Below are 20328 nucleotides of genomic sequence, written 5' to 3' on the forward strand. Positions count from 1 at the left end.
GATGCATCGTCTGCCAAATTCGATACATCCTTGTCCCTGAAAAAAATAGCTTATTCTTTCGCCCCTGCCCTTCTCATCAGTTCAGCAATCTCTCCTTGACTGGCACTCAAAGCGACCGCCAAAGCAGTCTTTCCTTGGTTGTCTTTCAATTTCAAATTAGGTCTTTTGTTTAAGATAAGAGAAACCATCTCTTGGTTTCCTTGCTCTGCCGCTCTCATCAAAACTGTTTGCCCCGATTTGTCTTGAATGTTCGGATTGGCATTATAATCTAATAATGATTTAAGCACAGAAACGGATCCCATATTTACCGCCCACATCAGCGCAGTAAAACCGTTGGAATCTTGTGCATTAAAATCGGCACGAGCTTCATACAAAACCTTGAGAACATCCGTTTGCCCTTTTTTAGCCGCCATCATAACGACAGTTTTGCCGTCTTTACTTGAGGCTTTCAGATCCGCCTTCGCCTTTACGAGTAACTTGATTCCGTCTATATCGTTTCTAGCCACCGCTTTGATGAGCGCCGTTTCCCCGAAAATATCCGTTTGGTTCACTTCCGCTCCCGATTTGAGAAGAGAAGGAACGATCTCGGAGAATTGATGCACGATCGCCAAAATCAATGCGGATTGTCCTTCCGTGTTTTGGTGCTTCAGATTCGGCTTTTTCTTCATGATTTCTTTGGCAATATCACCTTGGTAACGTAAGATGGAAACCATAAGCGCATCCCAGCCGACATTGTCTCGAAGATTCACATCTGCACCCTTAGCGATAAGTAACTTCGCAATTTCCGTATGTCCGAAGTTAGCTGCCATCATCAAAGCGGTTCTTTTGTCTTTATTGGAGGCGTTTACATCGGTTCCTGCATCCAGCAAGATGGAAACGATCTCTTTATTTCCATGACCTGCAGCGTAAATAAGCATAGTGGTTTCTGAATCGTCTTTAACGTTGACGTCTTTGTTTTCGGCTAAATATGCTTTGATGCGGGATTCATCTCCGTCACGCGCCGCCTGAAATAATTTTCGATTTCCAGTGCAGGAAACGAATAACCCTACAATCAAACTCAGTAGTAAAAATCTCATGTTAAAGACTCCGATTCTTTTCTAGACATATATTTGGATTTAATGATAAAACCGACAACGGCAAAGAAGACGATGGCCAATGAAATCACCTGCGCATACGTCAAACTTCCCAGCGCTAAATTACGATCCCCCCTGAAAAACTCAATGAGAAACCGGTTCAAACCGTAGAATAGCCAGAAGACAAAAAACATTCTTTCTTTGGACCAAGGAAAAGTTTCTATTTTGTACATCGCCATCAAAACGATAAACATAATGAAAACTTCATACAACTGTGCAGGATGTACTTTTGGATATACTACAGGAAAAGGAATTAGACCCAACCTCAATAATTCCTTTTGATACTCTCCGGAAGCGGTAGGAGGATAAAGAACCGTTAGATCAGCCAAGGTTTGATAACCAAGTTCTTTCAAATGAGAAAGACTGGCTGGCAAAGGAATGTCTCCCAAATAAACCTGCGGTTGAAACAAACTGGAAATTACGGAAAGAGGATCAGGATGATTTGCATAATACTGATGCAGATATTTCCATTCCGCCATCCATGCATCGCTGTTTTCGGAAAACACTACTCCGAAGATGGAACTAGTAGGAAGACCGTAAGCATCTCCGTTGAGGAAACAGGAGAATCTGCTGATGCAAAGCCCCAAAGTGAGAGGAATCATCAAACTATCGCACCAATGCAAAAAATTGACTTTAGTGAATCTGCAATACACCCAGGCACCGAATGCGGTTCCTATGGTTCCACCTAATATGGCAAAGCCGCCAGTGGAAGTGAATAGTATGGTAGGATTTTCCAAAAAGCGGGCAGTGTCCCAAAATAAAAAATGAAACACTCTGGCGAAAATCAGACCGGAAAGGATGGCATATCCCCAAGCTTTATTGTACCAATCCTGCTCGTAACCTGCTTTCAAAGATCTGTATCTTTGATAAAAGAAACCCATAATGAGAATGCCGACTGCCCAGTGGCCCTCATAACCTCTGAAGTGAAAAATCCAAAAATCGATGTTAACCGGGTACATTATGTTCCTGTGACTCTAGTGCATGATATAGTAAGAAAATAAAAAAGAATATTGTAGTGAACCACGATACGATCCGCAAATGCAATCGTTTTGAGATTCGCTTTTTCTTTGGCTTTGTAAAGAGAGGAATCTCCCAAAGAAATCAAATAGAAAAAATTATATGAGCAAGCTTCTCCCGATGCGGTAGATTCGACAGTTTGAAAGGAATTCGTTTCGAAAGGCTCTCTTACCCCTACGGTCAAACCACCCCCGATGACAGTATAATCTGCAAAGATACAATGAGAAAAAAGAAAAGGGAAAAGAAAGAGAGGAAGAAAGGATTTCATTCTCCTAACACGCGTGTGCAAACTTTTGCGAAAATAGTAGCAATGGCAAATGTGGATCTGTCAACTAAGCCAGGTTTTGTGATGTTTCCGTTCTCCATCGCTTTTCTGAGGGAAAAGTCTCCTCCCACATAAAAACCTCCGAAGTTGTAGGCACAAGCTTCTCCGGATTTTTCGTAAGAAGTGGAAGGTCCGACGGAAACAGGTTCTTTTACGTCTTTATAAACGGAAAATCCGATAGGGGTAAAAATCCCCGCAGTGGAACATTTACAGAAACATAAAAGTACGAGGACACAGAAAAAGATCGAATTTCTGCGGATCACAAAATTTACCGATTGGTTCCTTCGGAATGCAAAGGGGGAAATTTTTCCGCCAAACGAAGTCTCCATTCCGATTCTGGGATATGAAGATGAACCCATCCTTGCGCAAAGTCCCAACGTCCGTCCGGTTCCATCGTCTCCCAAAAAATGGGATCGTTCATGTACTTATAGGTATCGAGAAGATCTAAAAAATCGCGCCCTTTTCTAGGAATTTCGTTCATTTTTCTCTAAGATGATAGAGAATAGGGAGGGGTCGATTTGTTTTTTCAGGAGTAAGGCGGTTTTTTTAAAAAGTGGACACGATTTGAAATTTGTGCCGAAAATGAAAGAAGCGATATGGCGATCACAAAAGAAAAAAAAGCAGATTTTAACGAGAAACTGGTAGATTTCAAAAATTACCTGGAAGAACTCAAAAAAGAAGCAAATATCTACAAAGTCCAATCCAAAAAAAACAAGGAAATGGAACCTTATTTCAATATCGCATTGGCAATCAATTCCGTAAAAACAATCAACACTTGTAATGTGATCAACGAACTCTCTACCGCCATTCTGGAAATCAATAACAACAATTATCTGGAGACAGGTAGGAAAGAAATTTACAACTGTATCTCCTTTATCGAAAAAACGGTCAGCAATAACATCGACGGATCTCTTTCCGAGAACAAGGAGATGTTGGCTAAAATCGAAAGAATCACCCCCACACAAAGGCTGAACCTGATCAAAGGTCTCAGGGAATCGATCAAAAAAACCATAGTCGCTTTCGGAACCAATTCTAAGTGGAAATGGAGCTGGCCGGACATTCATTATCGATTGGCAGGATGTTCCAAAAACCTATTCGATTTCATTGCCTATGAAAAAGAGCAAGATCTTGACAACCCCTTCTATTATACCCGAAAAGAACACTTTAATTTGATCATTGAGCTTGCCAACTCTGCCGCTCAGGACTATCGTTCCAAATTCGAAATGTCCACACAAGATTCCACAGATTTGAAACACTCCGTGGAAATGTTGGAAATGAATAGAAAGATATTTCAAATTACGGGGGAAACCGAAGATTTGGAAAAAACAAAAACCCTGATCGAATCCTTCCAGCAAAAAATCTCCGACCTAGAATCGGATGACAAAAAGAAAAAAAAGAAACAATAATCGACGATTTTGCCCCTGATGGACAGTCTAGTACTTGGAAAGGATAACCTTTCGAAAGGAGAATAGGAAAATGGCACTTACAGAAATCAATGACGCCAATTTCAAAACAGAGACCTCTAGTGGAATGGTTCTTGTAGACTGTTGGGCAGAATGGTGCGGACCATGCAAAATGGTAGCTCCTGTTTTAGATGAACTTTCTAATGAAATGGCGGAAGTAAAAATCAAAAAGTTGAATGTTGACTTCAACCAAAAGACCGCTCAGGAATTGGGTATCCAATCCATCCCTACTCTTCTCTTGTACAAAAACGGTGTTTTAGTCGATAAGGCAATTGGTGCTTTACCAAAACCTCAAATCAAAAAATTCATCGAAAACCACAAATAGGAAATAAATTATCCCTTCATGGTAAGTTCAGAACCAAACGGTTTTACCGCACTCCCCAGGGGGGGATACTTAGTAGACACTTCGGAAGGATACATCCAATTCGGATCTCCTCCCGAAACCATCAAAGATACGATGGGCTTGGAAAAAAAAACGCCCTTAGTATTCGTACTTCCCAATAAATTCTTTCACGTTGAAAAAGGGATCTCCGTTGCCGAATTGGAGTTCCCTATTTATTTTAACTTCTTTTTCCGCGGCGGAAAAAAAACATTTATTGTTTGTTCGCCGGAGCAAAAAGAACAGTTAACAATTGTTTTGGGAGAGTCCTTGATGGGACCTGCAGAACTCAATTTAGCATCCGAATTCATAGAAGGGGAACAAAGTTACGGTTTCCCCGACATCAAAGCGGAAATGGCCTATTTCCGTAGTTATAAATCCATGGAAGATGTGGTAGAGTTCATTCTCTTCGATGAAAACCACAAAGTAAAGTTCGGTGGAATTACAATCGAACAACTTCCCAGCAACGAATTCCTGCTCATCGACAATGATAAAAAAATCAAAATTCCGGGAGAAGTGGACTTCCACGTAAAGTTTGACATCGGTGAACGATTGTTAGAACCTTTTCAACCTCCTCTGATCGGAATCACTTGTCTTGGACCTTCTCACGGATTCGATCCGAACGACAACACTTCCGGGTTTATCATTTGGCTGAATGGCCAAGGGATAATGGTCGATCCTCCCGTAAACTCTACGGAATGGCTCAGAGGATCGAACGTAAATCCGAAACTCATCAACTCCATCATCCTCACCCATTGCCACGCAGACCACGATGCCGGTACGTTCCAAAAGATTTTGGAAGAGTCCAAAATCACTATCTATGCCACTGCGACAGTGATGGAATCTTTTCTTAGAAAATACTGCAGTTTAACGAAAATTCCCAGAAAAGAAATCACGGATCTATTCGACTTTATCCCCGTAGTCATCGGTCGTCCAACGATCATCAACGGAGGAGAGTTTTACTTTCATTATGCGATCCACTCCATTCCTTCCGTAGGTTTCGAGTTCTTTTTCCAAGACCAATCCTTCTATTATACATCCGACCATTTGAACGATCCGGAAGCTTTCGATGATATGTACAAAAAAGGGGTTCTTCCCGAAACAAGATACCAGTTCCTGAAAGATTTCCCTTGGGACAGAAAAGTCATTTATCATGAAGCGGGGGTTCCTCCTCTTCATACTAAGATCAGTTATTTGGCATCCTTGCCGGAAGAAGTTCAAAAAAGAATCACTGTCTATCATATCGCTTCCAAAGATATGCCGCAAGGAACCCATCTCACTTTGGCGAAGTTCGGAATCGAAAACACTCTTTATCCGGAAATCACTCCCCCGAAACACCAAGATGCTTTCAAACTTTTGGAAATTTTATCTCAAATCGATATCTTCTCAGGATTCCCCATCGAAAAGGCGAAGGAGTTCCTACAAATCGTAAAGGAAGAAAAATTCCACAGAGGGGAACAGATCATCAAAAAAGGAACCCATGGGGACCGTTTTTTCATCATCGCTTCCGGCAATGTGAGATTCGAAGGTCTATCGGGAGACCACAGCGCCGTCAAAAGATACGGAACATACGAATACTTCGGAGAAGCTTCCCTTATTTTGGACACTCTCCGCCAAGCGGACGTATATGCGGAAACGGATGTGGTAGCTCTTACCATAGATAAAATGAGGTTTTTCCAGTTCATCCGAGGATCCAAACTTCACGAAAACTTCATCAAACTCAATTCTATCCGAGAGACAAATACTTGGAAAACTTTGACAGAATCCCAAACATTCCGAGGACTCACTAGTTACCAAGTCACTCAATTGGAGCTGATCTTAAAATTCGAAACGGTCAAATCGGAAGAAGTTCTGATCGAAGAAGGCCGCAGTTTCGAAAAAGCGTTTATCGTTCGTTCCGGAACCGTTGTGGTGATGCAAAATCACAGAACCATCCGTGAACTCGGGCCGGGAGACTTTGTAGGAGAAATCTACCCTCTGACCAAAAAGCTCCCTTCCAGTTTCACATTTGTGGCCTGGCCGGGAACGGAACTCTATGTTTTGGGACAGGAAGATGCGATTCAGTACATCAAGAAAAATCCGGGTGTTTATATGAAACTGAACACTGTTTATAATTGACCTAATTTCGCCATTCTTTTACCATCTACATGCAAAGGAGTCACTTGCATGGATCGCATCCTGCCTTTTACCGAAGAACACCACCAATTCCGAGAGATGGCTCGGAAATTTTTCGAAACTGAAGTCAAACCCAATCATGAAGAATGGGAAAAAAAACACATAGTACCCAAAGAAGTTTGGAGAAAGGCGGGAGAATACGGATTACTTTGCCCGAATGTGGATCCTGAATTCGGAGGAGCCGGAGCCGACTTTCTCTACAACGTAATCATCATAGAAGAATCTTCCCGAGTGGGAAACAGCGGTTTTTTCGTTTCTCTTCACAATGACGTCATCGCACCGTATATCTCCACTTATGCGAATGACGAACAAAAGAAAAGATGGCTTCCTAAATGCGTCACAGGAGAAAGCATTCTTGCGATCGCAATGACGGAACCAGGTGCCGGTTCTGATTTAAAATCCTTACGCACAAGCGCAGTCGATAAAGGAGACCATTATCTGGTGAACGGCCAGAAAACTTTCATCTCCAACGGTCAGTTGTCCGATTTAATCATCACTGCGGTGAAACATGAAAACGGAACCATCTCTCTTCTTATGGTAGAAGAAGGAATGGAAGGTTTCGAAAGAGGCCGCAATCTGGATAAGATCGGTTTAAAAGCGCAAGATACCTCCGAACTTTACTATAACGACGTTAAGGTTCCTAAAAAAAACCTCATCGGTAAAGAAGGACAAGGTTTCCGTTATCTAATGCAAAAATTGGCTCAGGAACGTTTGGTTCTTGCCTTGGCTGCAGTAGAAGCTACCCGCCTTGTGCAAACCATCACATTGCAATACATCAAAGAAAGAAAAGCGTTCGGTCAAAAGATCGGTTCTTTCCAAAATACAAAGTTCAAAATGGCAGAGATGGCGACCGAACTGGAAATGGCGCAAGTGTTTATGGATAAAGTAATCATCGAACACATGAAAGGCGAAAATACCACTGTGGAAGCCTCTATGTGCAAATGGTACACTACTGAAATGCAAAAAAGACATACGGATGAATGCCTTCAGTTCTTCGGAGGTTACGGTTATATGATGGAGTATCCTATCGCCAGAGCTTATCTGGATGCAAGGATCCAAACCATTTATGCAGGAACCACTGAGATCATGAAAGAGATCATAGGAAGAGGACTCGGTTTATAATCTTTCTTCTTTCATAAGAGAAAGATCCTAAGAAAAAACTTTTCCAAAACGACATTTCAAAAAACACACAGGCGGACGGATCTTCCGGCGCCTGTGTAATCAAACAAACTGCTAAAATTTTTTCCTTCTTTTTATCTTCTACTCGCCTCTTCTTTTCTCAATTCTTGTGTGAGGTGCATAGAACAGAAATGAGGTCCGCACATAGAACAGAAATGTGCTTTTTTCATTCCGTCCTGAGGCAATGTTTCGTCGTGGTAAGAACGGGCAAGTTCCGGATCCAAGGAAAGAGCGAATTGATCCTCCCATCTGAATTCGAATCTGGCTTTGCTGAGAAGATTGTCTCTCTCCTGAGCGCCGGGATGTCCTTTCGCTAAATCCGCGGCGTGAGCCGCGATTTTATATGCGATCATTCCGTCTTTTACGTCCTGTTTATTGGGAAGCCCCAAATGTTCTTTCGGAGTCACATAACAAAGCATTGCCGTTCCGTGCCATGCGATCATAGCCGCTCCTATGGCGGAAGTGATATGATCGTAACCGGGAGCGATGTCCGTCACCAAAGGCCCCAAAGTATAAAAAGGAGCTTCGTTGCAAAGTTCGGATTGTAATCTTACGTTTTCTTCCACCAAATGCATAGGAACATGGCCCGGTCCTTCCACCATGACTTGGATGTCGTCTTCCCAGGCTCTTTTCGTAAGTTCTCCCAAAGTTCTAAGCTCGGAGAATTGAGCTTCGTCGTTGGCATCAGCAATACATCCTGGACGAAGTCCATCACCTAACGAATAAGAGATTCCGTATTTTTTCATCACTTGGTTGATTTTGTCGAAATGTTCGTATAGAAAATTTTCCTTTTTATGATGCAAACACCAGCGAGCCATAATGGAGCCACCCCTGGATACGATCCCTGTGATTCTTTTTTCCGTATGCCTTACATAGTCGTGCAGAACTCCCGCATGGATTGTGAAATAATCTACACCTTGTTCCGCCTGCTCTTCCAATGTTTCCAAAAACACATCGATATTCAGGTTTTCTGCCTTGCCTTTTACTTTCTCTAACGCTTGATAGATTGGCACGGTTCCGATCGGTGCAGGAGAATTGCGCAAAATCCATTCCCTTGTTTCATGAATGTTTTTTCCTGTGGAAAGATCCATCACCGTGTCGGAGCCCCAACGAAGCGCCCATCGAAGTTTCTCCACTTCCTCTTCTATGGAAGAAGAGATGGCAGAGTTACCGATATTCGCATTCACCTTAACAAGAAATTTTTTTCCAATGATCATAGGCTCCAATTCCAAATGTCTTTTGTTAGATGGAATAATGGCTCGACCGATTGCGACTTCATTTCTTACGAATTCGGGAGTTACATTTTCCCGAAGTGCGACAAACCTCATCTCTTCCGTAATGGTCCCTCGCCTAGCATAGTACATTTGGGAATGATTTTGATCCCCTCTTTCTTCTCTAACGTCTACCCAAGATCTTCTTAGTTTGGGGATTCCTTGTTTGTAATCGAAACCTTCGTGGTGGGAACACAAACTTCCCTCGGTTCTATAACTATGATAGACGGTTCCGTCGCTTAACTTGACTTCGTTTCTAGGAACGATAAATGTTTCTTGTGGTTTGGCATCCATTGTCTTCTTCTCCCAACCGAAAGAACTTCTTGGAAAGGCCGAAAGAAAAAGAAAGGAACGTGCGGATAGAATCAATCTATATAACTAAATAGACGGATCTATAGCGTGTTTTTTCCCGTTTCCCTTCGCAAGCATTACCCAGATCAGGTTCCTGGGGACTCTCTCAGAGCAAATACATGCCCACCCCCAACGGTTCAGATTCAGTTTATGATTTTAGATAGAAATTGACAACGAAGAAATCTATGTCGCTTTCGAACCGGTAAAGAAAAGATAGGGAAGATTAAGTAAGAACCCTGCCGATTCTTTCCATTCTGCGGACATATACATTCAGATCTTGTTTTCCTTTGGGACCCATTTCCGTAAACTGCACCCCGTAGATTCCGAATTCTTTCGACTTTTTACCGATTTGTTTGATCACTCCTCTGGCGCGAAAGTCAGCAAGATCTCCTGGCAAAGCCACAATGATTTCGATTTTTTCGTTCAGATCCCACTCGTCGAAATGGTTGGGAGCTACGATCCCGATTCCTCCCAAACTGATATCCCTTGCATAGAGAACATCTAAAAGCAAAGTACCCATCAAATGGACTTCTACAGGATCTTTTTCTTCAGGAATGACCCTTGTGAATTTTCTTTTTTCTGGAATGTTTTGAGGCATAAACTAGGAAACAGAAAGGATTCTGATTTCGGGAATTCAGATGGCAAGCACAAATAAAAACAGGGTTCTTTTCCCTTAAGAAAGCATAGACGAGTCACCGATATATGATATGATGCTTGTCTCGGGCAATTAGAAAGATGAAAGGCTCTATTTTTAAACTTATAATCGCCTCCGCCGCTTTCGGTTTCTATTCCCTGCCGATCCAAGCGAAAGTGACTTGTACAGGGGAAGCCTGTACGATTCTGCCCACTGCCATTCAATCCCAATTGAACCAAGTAGACCAAGCCTTACAAGCGCAGTATACGGATAAAGTTTTGTCCACAATGGCAGAATCCGCTGTGATCACCAACATCAACTCCAGTTTGATGGGCCCAGGAATCGTAAACCGATTCCAAGTGGGAGGGGGGCTTGCAGTCGCAGGTCAAAAAAAAGAAGATATCAACGTAGCCTATCAATCCTTAAACTTTCAAAAACTTCCCAATGTAGGAGCATCACTTTCACCTAACTTAGTCGTTGCGGTAAACTTGGGATGGTTGTTGGGAGACGGCCCTTCCGATACGGAACAAGATCTAAAAACGTTTATGCATAGGTTCAATCTGTATCTGCACGGATTCAAATTCAATTTTGCGCAAGGCGATGTTCAGAAAGCCATCGAATCGCAAAACAAAAACGTGCAATTGGGAGGAGACATCACTTCCGGCGGATTCACATTACGATTCCATATCTTTGATAGTTATTCCGACGGACTTGGAATTTTCGAATTCGCAGGAATCTCTTTAGGAATGGGAATGCATTACCAACGCCAGGTGATCAACGTCACTTATGACGATGCCAAAACCCAATCGGTCACTTTAGGTCCTGCAGTAGGAACCTGGGGCGGAGCCACTACATTCAATTACAACAGCACCATCACAAGCATTCCTTTGGACGTAAGAACCGGCTTTAGAATGTTTTATTTTCTCACCTTCTTTGCCGGAGGGGGAACCTCGATTAACTTTGGTTCTACGAATTTAAAATTGGAACGATCCGGACCTCTCGCCATCGCATTGGATTCAGGTGCCATCGCATCCAGTTTGCCTGCGGAAGTGCAGGCATTGATCCCTGCTTCTACTTTGGGACAAACAAAAACAGGAACTCTTTCGATGGATCTCAGCGGATCGGCACAGACTCCCAATTCCACCAACTTTTTAGTGGCTGGTATCGAACTAAACATACTCATTTCCAAAATCACCGTAGAAGCGATTGTTGCCCAAAAAGTACAATCCGTAATGGTTGGCGCTAAAATCGCCTTCTAATTCTATTTTTTCCCGGATTCTCTCTGATTGGTATCCTTCTTGCATCCTTGTAAGAAAAAGAATCAAACCGTCTATTTCTGAAGAATCGTTAAGGCACTTGCCCATTTTTTAGGCAGTTTGATAGAGAGAGGTACACCATGACCGTTTCTACTATGAGTGAAACAAAAAAGCCTATCCTGCATGTTTCTTGTGTTCCTAGAAAAGACACAACGCTTCTCAAAATTTCGCTCTCTCAAGACGATTTGGGAATTTTATTTCGAGTTACTTCCGTACTCTACAACCACGGCTGGGATATCTTAGAAGCTGTTGCAGAAACCTCTCATGAAGGCCATGTGCAGGATCTTTTCGTGATCCGCAGTTGGATCGGGGGGGAAATGTCAGAAACGCTTCTTTCCCAAATCAGAAGAGATCTTTATTCCATGTTTTACGAAGGAAAATCCGTAGAGGAGTATCTGAGAGAAAACGGGAAAGGAGATGTTTTAGCCCGCAAAGTGAGAGATCCGGAAGCTTCTTTGAAACTATACAATCCGATTTCTTCCGACTTTACTGTAATGGATTTGAGAATGAAAGATACTACCGGAATTTTATTTCAAATTACGGAAGCATTGTTTCATTTGGGGATCGATATCATCAGTTTTACTGCAAACAGTTCGGACGGAAAAATCAGAGACAGTTTTTTACTCAGAACCTCTCTCACTGGAGAGAAGTTAGACGAAAAAACCTTGTTTCCTTTGCTTCGTTCCCGATTGGAAAGTTTCCTATAAGGAAACTTTCTCCTGCGGTCGAATGCGATATAGTAGACCGGCAAACAAAACTAAGACGAATAAAGAGAGTCCGAAAGTTAAGATCGGGCCTCTTTGAAAATAAACCATAGCGAATAGTACAGGTGAGATCGCTCTTGCCAAAGAACCGAAACTTCTAAAAATTCCAAGCGCTCTTCCTTGATTTGTTGTTCCGCTCTCCAAAGAAGCGAAAGAAGAAAGCCCCGGATTCACTAGAGCGCTTCCGAACGCCAGAAAAAAAATGGCAATGAATGTCCCTTGGATCCCCTCTTCCATTAAAAGAATACAAAAACCGATAGCGACGGACAAAGCTCCCAACTGAACTATTTTTTTCTCAGGAATTTTACCGGATAACCTTCTTACGATTCCACCTTGCACAAGTATGATGATACATCCGATATAAAGAAAGCTGAAGCCGATCTCTTTAGGACTGAAGTGAAACTCTTCGGAAAGATAAAAATTGATCACAAATTCGAAACCGGAAAAACTCAAAACAAAAAGAAGATTAAGTAAAGATAGTTTTACCAAGTTTTTGGAATCCAATCGATTCAAACCGAGTATAGGATGGATCTCAGAAAACTTTTCAGTAAATGTCGCCGATTCTTTTAGAAAAACGACAATCAATAGAAGTGTAACTAGAGAAACGATGATGGCAAAGAATGCGGATGCAGGAAATACGACTGCATTTCCTCTTAGATAAAGAGGATCCATAAAAGTCCAAAGAGAACTGATCCCTCCTAGAAGCGGTCCCATGACAAACCCTAGACCGATCCCTGCGCCCAAAAGCCCCATTCCTCCCGCTCTTGATTTTTCATCCGTATGATCCGCCATCGCAGCGGAAGCTACGGATAAATTCCCTCCCATGATTCCGGTGATCACACGGGATAAAACGAACATCCAAAACTGTGAAGAAAAAAACCAAAGAGTATAACCGAACACACTGCCCAGAGTGGTAAACATCAATATGTGTCTTCTGCCCAGACGATCGGACATTTTGCCCCAAACGGGAGCGGATAAAAACTGCAAAAAAGAATAAACGGAACCTAGAATACCGCCAAACAAAACCATGGTGAACTCAGACTTTCCGTCTTGTCCCAACCAAATGGCGGCGGAATGGAATGCTTCAAAAACGGGATCGTTTCCCTTAGCTAAAAAATGTTCGATGGTTTTGGGAAAAAGAGGGAAAAGAAGAGAAAAACCCATCATATCCGTGAATACGATTAGAAATAGAATCAATTTAGTTCGTTTGGAATTTTCCATGTAATTTCTAAGAAATAGAGGACAAACAAAAAAAGCCACAGAAAACTCCGTGACTTTTCGCTAAAAATAGAAAGAAAAAGGGAAAAACTTTATTTCGTTTTTACTTTTTCGATCAAAGCTTTTAACTCATCTAATGCTTGTTTTGCTTTTTCCTTCACTTGTGGAGGAAGAGCAGTGTCAAGTTGTTGATAAATTGCTTGGTAGTTTGCCTGCAATTTAGCTACGATTTCGTCGTAACTTGCGTTGGTTTTACCGATTGCACCTTGTGCATCCGCAAGAGTTTTGCTCAGAAGGTCTCTGATTTTTTGTGACTCAGGAGATTTGTCTAATTCACCTTTAGCTTTAAGCTCATTATACACTTTTTCTAAATCAACAACAGCTGTTCTTAGTTTTTCTTCTCCGGAGCGAAACAAAGCGATTCCGGCATTCACTACGTCCATTACCAATTTTTCCATACAACATTCCTATCGGGAGAGTCTCCCTTTCTTTTGGTTACCCAAAATTAAAGATGCCGACGGAATGTGACAATAAAAAAAAGGAATTTAAGCCGTTTGTGATAAGACATAATTCCGGATCCATTTCACGGAATTGTTATTTCCTAAACTAACAATTGTAAGATTAGCTGTTTTCGATGAGCTTTTTGATTTGGTCCCTGATTTTGGCGGCTGTTTCGTAATCTTCCGTTTTCAAGGCGTTTTCCAATGTCTCTTCCAGAATCTGTAGGTTCGATTTAGGAAGTGCTTGGATTTTTTTCTCAGGAGCAATGCTCTCTCCTTGGATTTCATCCTCTTTCATAATGATTCCCGCTTCATCCAAAACGGACTTAGCGATATAGATCGGTGCATTGGCACGAAGAGCCAATGCGATCGAATCGGAAGGACGTGCATCCAAAGTGATGATCTCTTCATCTCTGCGAAGTTGAATTTTCGCATAAAACGTACTGTCTATGATTTCTTCGATAGTGATCTTTAGAACACTGGCTCCCATAGCAGTGAGCATATAAAGCATAAGGTCGTGGGTCATGGGACGAGGAGGTTTCGTTCCGTCGATCACTGTGGTGATGGAGTGGGTTTCCAAAGGTCCGATGAAAATCGGAACCACTCGATTGTCGTCGCCTTCTTTCGGACGAAGGAACACGGCGAACCCAACATTGGTCAGGCTAATGTCAGAGATTTTCACTTCGAAAAATTCCATAAATCCCTTTTGCCTCTTAATAAAATATAAATGGGCCCAGAAGGGCTCGAACCTTCGACCCGCAGATTATGAGTCTGCTGCTCTAACCAACTGAGCTATAGGCCCTTTACCCATTCCAATCTTTTTAAGAAAAAGGGAGAGACAAGCAGAAAACAACTTCACTGGATTCCCCTTGCAGGAATAAACCTACCTTTTTCAAAAAACTCGGTTAAGTCGGATCTATCCTTTCTCCAGACCAGCCAAATCCAAATATTTCCATCTTTTCTTTCCCAAATCCATAGATTGGTTCGAAGCAGATTTTGATTTCGGATTTGATCCGCTTTGTAGACTAAAATTTTTTCCCCTTCTCCCGGAAAGGTTTCCGATTCTTTATTTTTTCCGTTCCAAAAAATTTCAGATTCCCAGGAAGGTCTGGCAAAAGAAACGGAAGAGAGAGGGATCTTTCTAATCACCAGAAAAAAAGGATCCCTTCTGGCTGGATAAACACGAACAGAGGATTCAAAACTTAGGTTTTGCACTTTGATCACAGAATCTTCAGGGAATCGAAACTCTATGCCGTTCCAGGAATAAATCGAGTCTTTTAAAATCAACTCTTCCGAAAGAATCGTTGTAAAACTAACCCCCAAATAGAGAATCAAAAGCGAAGCCCGTTTCATGAATTCCATTTCCACACAAGTTTCCAGACCCCTGCAAGCAAGAAAAGGATATATGGGAATCTACATCCATTATCCTTTCTGTTATCAAAAATGCGATTATTGCGATTTTTATTCGGAAGGGATCGGGCCAGGAAAATCCGACATTGAACAAGAATTATTCGATACTTATAAAAAAGAATTTTTCCTTCGTTTGGAAAACTCCGCCGATTTAAGAGATCGTAAAATAGATACTATCTTTATGGGAGGAGGAACTCCCAGTAAAGCATCTGCTGAAAATTGGAATAACCTTCTCTCTTTTTTTAAGAAGGAATTGAATGTCACCGAAGACGTGGAAATTTCTTTGGAAGCCAATCCGGAAGATCTTTCTTCAGAGTTTCTTATTGGCTTAAAACAAGCAGGGATCAATCGATTGAACGTGGGAGTACAAACCAGAAACCACAAAGACCTGCATTTTTTAGGAAGGCATTATGAAAAAGATAAATACGAGAAAATAGGAGAGATTCTTTCCCAATCTCCCATCGAAAGAGTGGGAATCGACCTTATGTACGGAATGCCCGATTCCAACGAAGATGATTTTTGGAAAGACTTGGAATACTTCACAAATCTTCAATTAAAGCATATTAGTCTGTATTCTCTTACTTTAGAAAAAGGCACGGCATATTCCAGAAACGTAAAAGATAAAAAAACAAAAGCTCCGAACGAGGAAATGCAAAGGGAAATTCTAGAGCTACTTCCTCGTAAAATGCAAGATTTAGGATACATTTGGTACGAAGTTTCCAATTACTGTAAAGAAAACGAGTTTTCCAGACACAATCTCAAATATTGGACCTACGAACCCTATCTGGGTTTGGGGCCTGGAGCGCACGGTTTTTTGGATAACAAACGTTATGGGAACCCAAGAAACTCCTCTGCCTATCTCAAAAAGCCGGGGGCAGCTGTTTCGGAACCTGTTTCTCCGAGAGAAGAAATCGCACTTTCTCTTTTCCGATTGTTTCTCCCTATTTCATTGCCTTCTTATTTGGATGCCTTTTTACAAAAAGATAAGGAACAAATACTGAAAATCATTTCCCGATTCAAAGAAAGAGATCTATGCGAATGGGATGGGAACACATTCCAATGGAAACAAAACGCACTCTTTCTTTTGGATGATTTGATATTGGAATTAGTTTCGGAATCCTAAAAAAGAATGTAAAAGAAGTTCCCTAGATTCGATCGAAACCATTCTTTTTCTTTGGGAACAAAATAGAAAAAAGATTGCTGGTTAGCCCCTGCCGAAAAACACTGTCTCTATCCAGGGCCTGTAGCTCAGTTGGTTAGAGCACACGCTTGATAAGCGTGGGGTCATAAGTTCGAGTCTTATCAGGCCCATTAGGATTACCGTTTTCATACGGGGCGTTAGCTCAGCTGGGAGAGCATCTGATTTGCATTCAGAAGGTCATCGGTTCGATCCCGATACGCTCCAGATTTTTCCTATTCCCTGTCTTAGTATCCAAACCGATCTCCCCCTTCTCGCACACTTCCAATCAGTTTTTTCTATTCTCATCTATTTTTATTACAACTGTTTGGTGGATGAATTGTAAAGATGCTCCCCTTTGTATTTGAGGAGCTGAAATGGAATGGATTTTTATCTGCTATGTGCTTCGGAGAAAGTTAAATACCTGTTCCCCTCCTCGTCCCAAACATGACAGCTTTTCCATTGTTTGTAGAGATAAGAAAGGCTGAATTTTCCTTCCTTCACATCCTTTCCAAAATCGGATTTTAATAAATCGGAATACGCTTCCTTCAAATGATAACAAGGAATGGCTGTGGAAAGATGGTGAGGAGTATGAATGTCTATATGAAAATGAAGATAGGAAATCAACTTAGGATTCAAAAAATTATAAGTGGATAAGATTTGCCCTTTATAAGGATTCCAATCGGAAGGTTGGTAAAAATAAATCTCATCGGAAGTATGATGAAGATAGGTATAATAACTCATCCAAAATTGAAACACTAGTCCTGGCATCACTAAAAAATGTAAAATCGCAGTCCATTTTCCTGTCAGAGCTACCAGTCCGAAGGAAATCCCAGCCAATCCTAACAACAAAACTACATACGACAGATACACTTTTTTACGGTGAGAATCGATGAATTTTCCGGGATATGCATGCATGATTAGGTTATGAAGAAGGGATCCTAAAGGAGGAAAATATCTCGTATAACGATAGATTGCCGCACGAAGAGGAGTCTTTTTCCGAAGGGAAGAATATTGTTTCAGAGTGAAAGGAATCCAGGCATTATCGAAATAAACGTCTTTTTCGTTGAATAGAAGATTGTTCGTATGCGCATGATGTGCATTATGCGAAAACTTCCAGGCATAATAGGGATAAAAGGAAAACAAAAAGAAAAAATGCCCCAATACATCGTTGATTTTATTGTTTTTCAGGAAGGAAGCATGAGCGCAGTCGTGTCCCAGAACAAACAAAGAGGTGACGGATGTCCCGGCAAGGAGCCAACCTAAAGGAAGAAGAAAATCGTAATCATAACGAATCATCCAATAGAGAAAAGAGAAGCTGAATAGATGAAATGTGGTACCTACCACAGCGGCCCAAAACGCCTTCTTTGCATTCGATTTGAATAATTCTGGCCGAATCGATTTTCTAGGACCGTCCAAAGTCGCCGGTCTCTCGGAAGGGCCGGTGGACAGATCTTTCTTCCGTTCGGATTTTTCTAAAATCGGGATCATCAATGTATTCCTCAGGTGTCCCTTCATAATGAACACCGCTAGTTATTTTTTTTCTGAATCTAATGTAGGAACTCCTACTGTCAAGAAAGGCAAAAAATTCCGAAAACCCTCCTTTCCCCGACAGGAGAGAAATGACTTCGAATTCCAGTAAAGATGTCATTTGAATGTAAAAATCTACTTGAACCTTTTGAGAAAAAATAGGAAACCAGACTAGTCATGTCTGTAAGAGATATCCTGAAAGATAAACCCTCCTCCGTTCTTTCTATCGAAGAGGATCGAAGCGTATTGGAAGCAACCAAACTGATGGTAGATTCCAAAGTCGGTTCCGTGATCGTAACCTTTCAGGGAAAACTTGCGGGCATCTTTACGGAAAGAGATTTGATGCGAGTCGTTGCAAAAGACCATCTTGCCTTGGCCAATGTGAAACTAAAGGATGTAATGACATCTCAGCTCACAGTGGCTGGTCCCAACGATGAAATCGACGACATCCTCAAAACGATGATCTCAAAACGATTCCGACATATGCCGGTTTTGGATGAGGAAAAAATCATAGGTCTCATCTCCATCGGAGATGCGGTCAAAACCAAACTCAATAAAACGGAAGCAGAAATGCATATACTCAGAGAGTATATGTACGGCCCACACTGATTTCACCAAAGTCCGGGAGAGTTTTGAAAAGAAGATAAAACCTCCCTCTTTCGTCTCACTACTTCTTTTAAAATTTTTTCCAAATTGCGAGTGTCTTCCCTGTTGTATTCCACAAGCAAATCGAGAGATTCTTTATGATCGAATTCTTGATAGGTCTGCCAAAGAAGAGGAGCCATCTTTCCGTCTATTTTCTGAACCGATTCCGGTCTTTCTAATCCCAAGAGAATTTCCGATTTTTTCAAACCACCTTTGATTCCCATAGAATGAAGCAGATTCATCAGATCCAAATGAATGTTAGGAATCTTTTGTCGGAACTCTTTCTCTAAAAAAGGCACATCGAATCTTTTCCCATTATAACTAACAAGAATCAGTCGGGAGATCATATCATCCAACATAAACTCCAGATTTTTCCCTCTTTGAAAGGTGTGAATTCCTCCGTCCAAAAAATAACTGGCGACTGTGACGATCGAATCCTCCGAAATTCCAGTGGTTTCTATATCCAAATAACAAAAGATATGTGGAAACTCTTCCCATAATCTCCAAAGTTCTATGTCGGGAAGACGTTCCGCGAAAAAAAGATAGTTTTTATTTTTATAATTCTCTTCCAAAACGGGAATCTCTTCCCGGAGCAAACGAAAGGAAGGAAAAGAAAGTTCTTCCAGTTTTTTTTCCGTTTCCGAAGGAAGATGGATTAGATCCTGCCAGTCGAAAATACCGTGTTCGTACAATCTGTTCTGAAGGCCGGAACCGATTCCGGTAAAAACCTCGAAGCAGGATCGGATCAAAGAAGCGGGGAACATTCTGTCCATCTTTCGATCCCTTCCCGGAATCTTTCTTTTTTTTCTCCGAAACCGATACGAAGAAACCCTTCCTCTTCGAAGTTGCTTCCGGGAAGAACGAAAACTCCCGTTTTTTTCATAAGAAGATCCGCATACTCTTCGCTGGAAATTCCACGCTTCAGTTTCGCCCAACCCACAAGTCCACCGCTCACTTGAGAAAATTCGGTAATATCTGTTAGCCTGGAAAGTGAGTCATAAAAAAAGGACAAATTCTCCTTTACTTCTTTTTTGATTTCCGGTAAAAATCGACTTCGATTCTTCAATAAACCCAAAGCCAATTTTTCCGAAATAGGCGAAACAGTATGGGTCAAATAATCCTTAAAAGATCTCGCTCTGTTTACGAACTCTTTGTCCGCAATCAGCCAACCGACCCTCAGTCCGGTCACTCCCATACATTTCGTGAAAGAACCGGTTCCGTAAAACCGATCTTTTGTGGAAACTCCCGTTTTTCCCAAATCGGAATCAAAATCCAAAAAACGATAGTGTTCATCAAATAACACAGGTTTCTCTTTTTTACGAAGTATCTGTTTCAGATCCTCCCAATCCCCCGAAGAAAACCCAGCACCCGTAGGATTGTGGGGTTGGTTGAGAACATAAAGATCGGCGTCCACATTCTCCCAATCCTTGGAATTCAATTTTTTATCTACGGGAATGCGAAGGATCTCCGCTCCTAACATCTCCGGAATTTCATACAGCGCCTGAAAGGCTGGCCAATAAATCGCCAAACGATCTCCCTTTTTCAACAGAAGATGAAAGGCCAAATACAATGCTTCACTTGTGCCGGTAGTGACGAGCACCTCATCCGCACCTACTCCCGGATAGAGTTTGGAAATTTCTTCCCTAAGCTCATTTCCCCCCCGATTCGGGGAATCATTGAGAGTCAATTTCCCCAATTCTTCCCCGGAAACATTGGCGAAATCCATAATCTCTTCCAATCGGTATGCATGGAACCCGCTCTCGCCCAAATTGCAAAAACAAGAATTACGATAGGATTCTAAACGTTCTTCGATGAAAAATTCTCTAGGTTCCAATTTTGAT

22 protein-coding genes, 3 tRNA genes and 1 riboswitch are annotated in these 20328 nt (G+C 41.7%); of the genes, 10 read left to right on the plus strand and 15 right to left on the minus strand.

Annotated features, from left to right (window positions below; translation table 11 throughout):
• Positions 1 to 50: 50 nt before the first annotated feature.
• The 5 genes from EHS15_RS16370 to EHS15_RS16390 are packed head-to-tail and all read right to left on the minus strand — an operon-like array spanning position 51 to position 2956.
• The gene (locus EHS15_RS16370) at positions 51 to 1076 is read right to left on the minus strand and encodes an ankyrin repeat domain-containing protein (protein WP_135761664.1); all 1026 of its coding nucleotides are present in this window, start codon (positions 1074 to 1076) and stop codon (positions 51 to 53) included.
• A complete protein-coding gene (locus tag EHS15_RS16375; protein ID WP_135761665.1) occupies positions 1073 to 2092 on the minus strand; it encodes a prolipoprotein diacylglyceryl transferase in 1020 nt (339 codons plus the stop codon). The genes EHS15_RS16370 and EHS15_RS16375 overlap by 4 nt, the downstream gene beginning before the upstream one ends.
• Entirely contained in the window at positions 2092 to 2418 is a 327-nt protein-coding gene (locus tag EHS15_RS16380) for a TRL domain-containing protein (protein WP_135761666.1), read from the minus strand. The genes EHS15_RS16375 and EHS15_RS16380 overlap by 1 nt, the downstream gene beginning before the upstream one ends.
• A complete protein-coding gene (locus EHS15_RS16385) occupies positions 2415 to 2738 on the minus strand; it encodes a TRL domain-containing protein (protein WP_167884263.1) in 324 nt (107 codons plus the stop codon). The genes EHS15_RS16380 and EHS15_RS16385 overlap by 4 nt, the downstream gene beginning before the upstream one ends.
• Before the next feature lie 5 nt (positions 2739 to 2743).
• Positions 2744 to 2956, minus strand: a complete 213-nt coding sequence (locus EHS15_RS16390) for a hypothetical protein (protein WP_135761668.1) — start codon at positions 2954 to 2956, stop codon at positions 2744 to 2746.
• 115 nt (positions 2957 to 3071) lie between these two features.
• Between EHS15_RS16390 and EHS15_RS16395 the strand changes: the two genes are divergently transcribed.
• The 4 genes from EHS15_RS16395 (at position 3072) to EHS15_RS16410 (ending at position 7614) form a co-directional block, all read left to right on the plus strand.
• Positions 3072 to 3881, plus strand: a complete 810-nt coding sequence (locus EHS15_RS16395; RefSeq protein WP_135761669.1) for a hypothetical protein — start codon at positions 3072 to 3074, stop codon at positions 3879 to 3881.
• A gap of 70 nt (positions 3882 to 3951) precedes the next feature.
• Positions 3952 to 4263: a thioredoxin gene (gene trxA / locus EHS15_RS16400; RefSeq protein WP_135761670.1), complete on the plus strand. Its 312-nt coding sequence runs from the start codon at positions 3952 to 3954 to the stop codon at positions 4261 to 4263.
• An 18-nt stretch (positions 4264 to 4281) separates the two neighbouring features.
• Positions 4282 to 6435, plus strand: coding sequence for a cAMP/cGMP-dependent 3',5'-cyclic-AMP/GMP phosphodiesterase (locus EHS15_RS16405; RefSeq protein WP_135761671.1), 2154 nt, complete (start codon positions 4282 to 4284; stop codon positions 6433 to 6435).
• A 48-nt stretch (positions 6436 to 6483) separates the two neighbouring features.
• Positions 6484 to 7614: an acyl-CoA dehydrogenase family protein gene (locus EHS15_RS16410; RefSeq protein WP_135761672.1), complete on the plus strand. Its 1131-nt coding sequence runs from the start codon at positions 6484 to 6486 to the stop codon at positions 7612 to 7614.
• Between the two features lie 131 nt (positions 7615 to 7745).
• Here the strand turns inward: EHS15_RS16410 and thiC are convergent, their stop codons facing one another.
• Both thiC and EHS15_RS16420 read right to left on the minus strand, forming a co-directional pair.
• Positions 7746 to 9236, minus strand: coding sequence for a phosphomethylpyrimidine synthase ThiC (gene thiC, locus EHS15_RS16415; RefSeq protein ID WP_135761673.1), 1491 nt, complete (start codon positions 9234 to 9236; stop codon positions 7746 to 7748).
• Positions 9237 to 9339: 103 nt separating this feature from the next.
• Positions 9340 to 9434, minus strand: a riboswitch (TPP riboswitch).
• A gap of 82 nt (positions 9435 to 9516) precedes the next feature.
• Complete coding sequence (locus EHS15_RS16420; protein WP_135761674.1) at positions 9517 to 9891, minus strand: PilZ domain-containing protein; 375 nt, start codon at positions 9889 to 9891, stop codon at positions 9517 to 9519.
• Between the two features lie 137 nt (positions 9892 to 10028).
• Between EHS15_RS16420 and EHS15_RS16425 the strand changes: the two genes are divergently transcribed.
• Together EHS15_RS16425 and EHS15_RS16430 are read left to right on the plus strand one after the other, a co-directional pair.
• On the plus strand, positions 10029 to 11186 hold the full coding sequence (locus EHS15_RS16425) for an Lsa36 family surface (lipo)protein (RefSeq protein WP_135761675.1): 1158 nt from the start codon (positions 10029 to 10031) through the stop codon (positions 11184 to 11186).
• Between the two features lie 137 nt (positions 11187 to 11323).
• Positions 11324 to 11950 (plus strand): hypothetical protein, encoded by a 627-nt coding sequence (locus EHS15_RS16430; protein WP_246052248.1) that lies wholly within the window; start codon positions 11324 to 11326, stop codon positions 11948 to 11950.
• On the opposite strand, the gene EHS15_RS16435 is transcribed toward EHS15_RS16430, so the two are convergent.
• From EHS15_RS16435 to EHS15_RS16455, 5 genes are all read right to left on the minus strand, one after another.
• Entirely contained in the window at positions 11945 to 13228 is a 1284-nt protein-coding gene (locus EHS15_RS16435) for an MFS transporter (RefSeq protein ID WP_135761676.1), read from the minus strand. The genes EHS15_RS16430 and EHS15_RS16435 overlap by 6 nt on opposite strands.
• An 89-nt stretch (positions 13229 to 13317) precedes the next feature.
• The gene (locus EHS15_RS16440; RefSeq protein ID WP_135761677.1) at positions 13318 to 13683 is read right to left on the minus strand and encodes a phasin-related domain-containing protein; all 366 of its coding nucleotides are present in this window, start codon (positions 13681 to 13683) and stop codon (positions 13318 to 13320) included.
• A gap of 163 nt (positions 13684 to 13846) precedes the next feature.
• Positions 13847 to 14422, minus strand: a complete 576-nt coding sequence (locus EHS15_RS16445; protein WP_135761678.1) for a bifunctional nuclease family protein — start codon at positions 14420 to 14422, stop codon at positions 13847 to 13849.
• A gap of 31 nt (positions 14423 to 14453) precedes the next feature.
• Positions 14454 to 14527 (minus strand) — tRNA-Ile (locus tag EHS15_RS16450).
• Positions 14528 to 14580: 53 nt separating this feature from the next.
• Entirely contained in the window at positions 14581 to 15078 is a 498-nt protein-coding gene (locus EHS15_RS16455) for a hypothetical protein (protein ID WP_135761679.1), read from the minus strand.
• Here EHS15_RS16455 and hemW point away from each other — a divergent pair.
• The 3 genes from hemW (at position 15077) to EHS15_RS16470 (ending at position 16540) form a co-directional block, all read left to right on the plus strand.
• The gene (gene hemW, locus EHS15_RS16460; RefSeq protein WP_135761680.1) at positions 15077 to 16258 is read left to right on the plus strand and encodes a radical SAM family heme chaperone HemW; all 1182 of its coding nucleotides are present in this window, start codon (positions 15077 to 15079) and stop codon (positions 16256 to 16258) included. The two genes, EHS15_RS16455 and hemW, sit on opposite strands and share 2 nt — an antisense overlap.
• Before the next feature lie 114 nt (positions 16259 to 16372).
• Positions 16373 to 16446, plus strand: a tRNA-Ile gene (locus EHS15_RS16465).
• Positions 16447 to 16467: 21 nt separating this feature from the next.
• Positions 16468 to 16540, plus strand: a tRNA-Ala gene (locus tag EHS15_RS16470).
• Between the two features lie 162 nt (positions 16541 to 16702).
• Here EHS15_RS16470 and EHS15_RS16475 read toward each other — a convergent pair.
• The gene (locus tag EHS15_RS16475; RefSeq protein ID WP_167884264.1) at positions 16703 to 17803 is read right to left on the minus strand and encodes a fatty acid desaturase; all 1101 of its coding nucleotides are present in this window, start codon (positions 17801 to 17803) and stop codon (positions 16703 to 16705) included.
• Between the two features lie 216 nt (positions 17804 to 18019).
• Here EHS15_RS16475 and EHS15_RS16480 point away from each other — a divergent pair, with 216 nt between their 5' ends.
• Positions 18020 to 18451, plus strand: coding sequence for a CBS domain-containing protein (locus tag EHS15_RS16480; RefSeq protein WP_135761682.1), 432 nt, complete (start codon positions 18020 to 18022; stop codon positions 18449 to 18451).
• Between the two features lie 2 nt (positions 18452 to 18453).
• Here EHS15_RS16480 and EHS15_RS16485 read toward each other — a convergent pair whose 3' ends face one another.
• Together EHS15_RS16485 and EHS15_RS16490 are read right to left on the minus strand one after the other, a co-directional pair.
• Complete coding sequence (locus EHS15_RS16485; RefSeq protein WP_246052251.1) at positions 18454 to 19260, minus strand: ribonuclease H-like domain-containing protein; 807 nt, start codon at positions 19258 to 19260, stop codon at positions 18454 to 18456.
• Entirely contained in the window at positions 19233 to 20321 is a 1089-nt protein-coding gene (locus EHS15_RS16490; protein ID WP_135761683.1) for a pyridoxal phosphate-dependent aminotransferase, read from the minus strand. The genes EHS15_RS16485 and EHS15_RS16490 overlap by 28 nt, the downstream gene beginning before the upstream one ends.
• Positions 20322 to 20328 lie beyond the last annotated feature (7 nt).

It is taken from the genome of Leptospira idonii (assembly GCF_004770995.1).
Taxonomy (GTDB): domain Bacteria; phylum Spirochaetota; class Leptospiria; order Leptospirales; family Leptospiraceae; genus Leptospira_A; species Leptospira_A idonii.

Excerpts from the sequence above, each read along its gene's own strand:
- EHS15_RS16370 (WP_135761664.1), bottom strand. The coding sequence starts at position 1,076 with ATGAGATTTTTACTACTGAGTTTGATTGTAGGGTTATTCGTTTCCTGC.
- EHS15_RS16375 (WP_135761665.1), bottom strand. The coding sequence starts at position 2,092 with ATGTACCCGGTTAACATCGATTTTTGGATTTTTCACTTCAGAGGTTAT.
- EHS15_RS16380 (WP_135761666.1), bottom strand. The coding sequence starts at position 2,418 with ATGAAATCCTTTCTTCCTCTCTTTCTTTTCCCTTTTCTTTTTTCTCAT.
- EHS15_RS16390 (WP_135761668.1), bottom strand. The coding sequence starts at position 2,956 with ATGAACGAAATTCCTAGAAAAGGGCGCGATTTTTTAGATCTTCTCGAT.
- EHS15_RS16395 (WP_135761669.1), top strand. The coding sequence starts at position 3,072 with ATGGCGATCACAAAAGAAAAAAAAGCAGATTTTAACGAGAAACTGGTA.
- trxA (WP_135761670.1), top strand. The coding sequence starts at position 3,952 with ATGGCACTTACAGAAATCAATGACGCCAATTTCAAAACAGAGACCTCT.
- EHS15_RS16405 (WP_135761671.1), top strand. The coding sequence starts at position 4,282 with ATGGTAAGTTCAGAACCAAACGGTTTTACCGCACTCCCCAGGGGGGGA.
- EHS15_RS16410 (WP_135761672.1), top strand. The coding sequence starts at position 6,484 with ATGGATCGCATCCTGCCTTTTACCGAAGAACACCACCAATTCCGAGAG.
- thiC (WP_135761673.1), bottom strand. The coding sequence starts at position 9,236 with ATGGATGCCAAACCACAAGAAACATTTATCGTTCCTAGAAACGAAGTC.
- EHS15_RS16420 (WP_135761674.1), bottom strand. The coding sequence starts at position 9,891 with ATGCCTCAAAACATTCCAGAAAAAAGAAAATTCACAAGGGTCATTCCT.
- EHS15_RS16425 (WP_135761675.1), top strand. The coding sequence starts at position 10,029 with ATGAAAGGCTCTATTTTTAAACTTATAATCGCCTCCGCCGCTTTCGGT.
- EHS15_RS16430 (WP_246052248.1), top strand. The coding sequence starts at position 11,324 with ATGACCGTTTCTACTATGAGTGAAACAAAAAAGCCTATCCTGCATGTT.
- EHS15_RS16435 (WP_135761676.1), bottom strand. The coding sequence starts at position 13,228 with ATGGAAAATTCCAAACGAACTAAATTGATTCTATTTCTAATCGTATTC.
- EHS15_RS16440 (WP_135761677.1), bottom strand. The coding sequence starts at position 13,683 with ATGGAAAAATTGGTAATGGACGTAGTGAATGCCGGAATCGCTTTGTTT.
- EHS15_RS16445 (WP_135761678.1), bottom strand. The coding sequence starts at position 14,422 with ATGGAATTTTTCGAAGTGAAAATCTCTGACATTAGCCTGACCAATGTT.
- hemW (WP_135761680.1), top strand. The coding sequence starts at position 15,077 with ATGAATTCCATTTCCACACAAGTTTCCAGACCCCTGCAAGCAAGAAAA.
- EHS15_RS16455 (WP_135761679.1), bottom strand. The coding sequence starts at position 15,078 with ATGAAACGGGCTTCGCTTTTGATTCTCTATTTGGGGGTTAGTTTTACA.
- EHS15_RS16475 (WP_167884264.1), bottom strand. The coding sequence starts at position 17,803 with ATGATCCCGATTTTAGAAAAATCCGAACGGAAGAAAGATCTGTCCACC.
- EHS15_RS16480 (WP_135761682.1), top strand. The coding sequence starts at position 18,020 with ATGTCTGTAAGAGATATCCTGAAAGATAAACCCTCCTCCGTTCTTTCT.
- EHS15_RS16485 (WP_246052251.1), bottom strand. The coding sequence starts at position 19,260 with ATGGACAGAATGTTCCCCGCTTCTTTGATCCGATCCTGCTTCGAGGTT.